Raw genomic sequence first — 2,623 nt, forward strand, 5'->3', positions numbered from 1 at the left:
TTTTAGGCCCGCCTGGTGATGCTGCGCTTGCGACGGCGGATGGATGCTGTGGTGTAGTGCGCACCGATTGGTATCTTGGAGGTGGTGAGCATGCGTCCGATAGTAACAGTGGCGATTTGTTCGGTGTCGGTGGATAGTGTGCTGGATGGAGAAATTTGCGGGTTGAGGTGCCATTGGAATGCGGCGTGGTGAACTACTTCCTGCATGTGCGAGATGAGGGAGTGGCGGTGGCTGCTGCGCTGGTGAAGGGGCAGAACGCGAGGCTGACGCAGCCGGAGGTGGTGCTGACCGTGCGAGGCGGAGTGGCGGCGGATCTGTCGGCGCTGCTGGTGACCGGGAACGGGAAGGTGCGGTCCGACGCCGACTTCGTGTTCTTCAATCAGCCTCAGGCGCCGGGGGTTCGGCTGAGCGGGGCGGTGCTCACGGTGTCACCCACGGCGGTGCCCGCCGAGATCGAGCAGATTCGCGCGGTGATCACCGTTGCGGCAGAAGGGGATACGTTCGGCGGAGCGCTGCCGCCGGTGGCGTCGGTGGCCGACGGCTCCGGAAATGTGCTGTACGAGTATGTGATCGACGGCCTCGATCAGGAATCGGTGGTGATCGCGCTCGAGCTGTACCGGCGCGGCGAGCAATGGAAGGTGCGGGCTGTCGGGCAGGGGTACGCGGGTGGGTTCGCGGATCTGGTCACCGACCATGGGGTGAGCGTCGACGACGAGCCGGAAGTCGTGGCCCAGCCCGAGATCCGGACCGTGCCCGGAGAAGCGGCGCTGTCGTTCGAGAAACGACAGACGCTGGACCTGCGTAAGCGCGAGGTCGCGAAGGTACTCATCGACAGCAGTGCGTTCGGCACGCGGGCGCGCGTGGTACTGGTGATCGACAAGACCGGCAGCATGCAGAAGCTGTATCGCGGCGGCACCGTGCACCGCGTGGTGGAGCGGATGATCCCCGTCGCCACCCAGCTCGACGACGACGGCACCCTCGAGGCCTACCTCTACGCCCTGACCTTCGCCCAACTCCCCGACGTCACCGTCGCGGGCGGCGAACAGTGGGCCCAGACGTTTCTGCATCTGACCGGAACCCACGAGGGCATCGACTACGACGCCATCGGCGGACGCAACGATGAACTACCGGTGATGCGCGCCGTCATCGACACCCTCGCGGCAGGCGCCGAACCGACCCTGGTGCTGTTCTTCACCGACGGCGGCTTCGCCAAGAAGCGCGAGATCGCCGCCCTGATGCGGGAAGCGTCCGAACTGCCCGCGTTCTGGCAGTTCATCGGCCTCGGCAAGGCCAACTTCGGTGTCCTGCGCACCCTCGACGAACTCGACGGACGCGTCGTCGACAACGCGGGTTTCTTCGCTCTGGACGACATCGACCGCGTCGACGACGCCGAGCTGTACCGCAGGCTTCTCGGCGAATTTCCCGACTGGCTGCGCGCCGCCCGCACCGCGGGCATCGTGGCCTAGCACCAGGTGTCGTTTCGGCCAGGCCGGGCGCGGAACGTATCCACGTCTATGTAAGGTAAGCCTACACATAGACAAAAGTAGGGGTAGATCCATGCGCATCGTGTCGTTCGGTTTCCAAACTTGGGGTCGCAATACACTGCAGGCTCTGTTCGACTCGGAGCACGAGGTGGTTCTAGCGGTCACCCACCCGGCCGCGGAATCGGCTTACAAGGCGATCTGGAACGATTCGGTCGAGGAACTGGCCGCGGAGAACGGTATTCCGGTGCACCTCACCGAACGTGCCGACGCCGAGACGATCGCCCTCGTCAAGAGTGTCGAACCCGACGTGATCGTGGTCAACAGCTGGTACACCTGGATGCCCGCGGAGCTGTACGACATGCCGCCCCATGGCACCCTGAACCTGCACGATTCGCTGCTGCCGAAATTCACCGGGTTCTCGCCGGTGCTGTGGGCGCTGATCAGCGGTGCCGAGGAATTCGGCCTCACGGTGCACCGCATGGACTCCCAACTCGACACCGGCGACATCCTGGTCCAGAAGCGCCTGCCGATCCCGCCCGGCGCCACCGGCACCGAGCTCGTCCTCGCCGGCATGGAGTTGATCCCCGGTGCGGTGCACGAGGCTCTCGCGGCACTCGAGAACGGCACCGCCGTGTGGACGCCGCAGAACAAGGCCGAGCGCACCTACTTCCACAAGCGGTCCGATCGGGACAGCCGGGTCGACTGGTCCCTGGACGCCGCCGAACTGGAACGGTTCGTGCGGGCACTGTCCGCGCCGTATCCGCGCGCCTACTCCTACTACCGCGGTGAGCGCATCGAGATTCTCGACGCGGTGATCTCCGAGGCGCGCTACGGCGGCACCGCGGGCCGGGTCATCGTTCAGGAAGGCGGCGGCGCGGTCGTGTGTGGTGCCCAGCCGCACCGGGGTGGCGACCAGGCGCTGGTGATCACCCGCGTCCGCACCGCGGCGGGCACCGAGCACGACGGTGCCGAGTTCTTCGCTCGCGGTGGCTATCTCACCGACGATCCCGCCTGAGTTCCCGGTCGAGCAGCGCCCCGGCCCCGGGGGGGGGGCGGTGTAACCACCCGTGTGGACCACCCATAGGTGGGCCCAATATACCCCCCGGTGGGCCCCCGCCGGGAGGGCGGGCCCCCCGCCC

General features: G+C 66.6%; 2 protein-coding genes. Both read left to right on the top strand.

The window, feature by feature from the left end:
- Window positions 1-227: 227 nt before the first annotated feature.
- A complete protein-coding gene (locus tag ACFWPJ_RS30020) occupies window positions 228-1,466 on the top strand; it encodes a VWA domain-containing protein (protein WP_378856461.1) in 1,239 nt (412 codons plus the stop codon).
- A 91-nt stretch (window positions 1,467-1,557) separates the two neighbouring features.
- Window positions 1,558-2,499: a methionyl-tRNA formyltransferase gene (locus tag ACFWPJ_RS30025; RefSeq protein WP_378856463.1), complete on the top strand. Its 942-nt coding sequence runs from the start codon at window positions 1,558-1,560 to the stop codon at window positions 2,497-2,499.
- Window positions 2,500-2,623 lie beyond the last annotated feature (124 nt).

This window comes from Nocardia sp. NPDC058497, from assembly GCF_042720195.1.
GTDB lineage: Bacteria > Actinomycetota > Actinomycetes > Mycobacteriales > Mycobacteriaceae > Nocardia.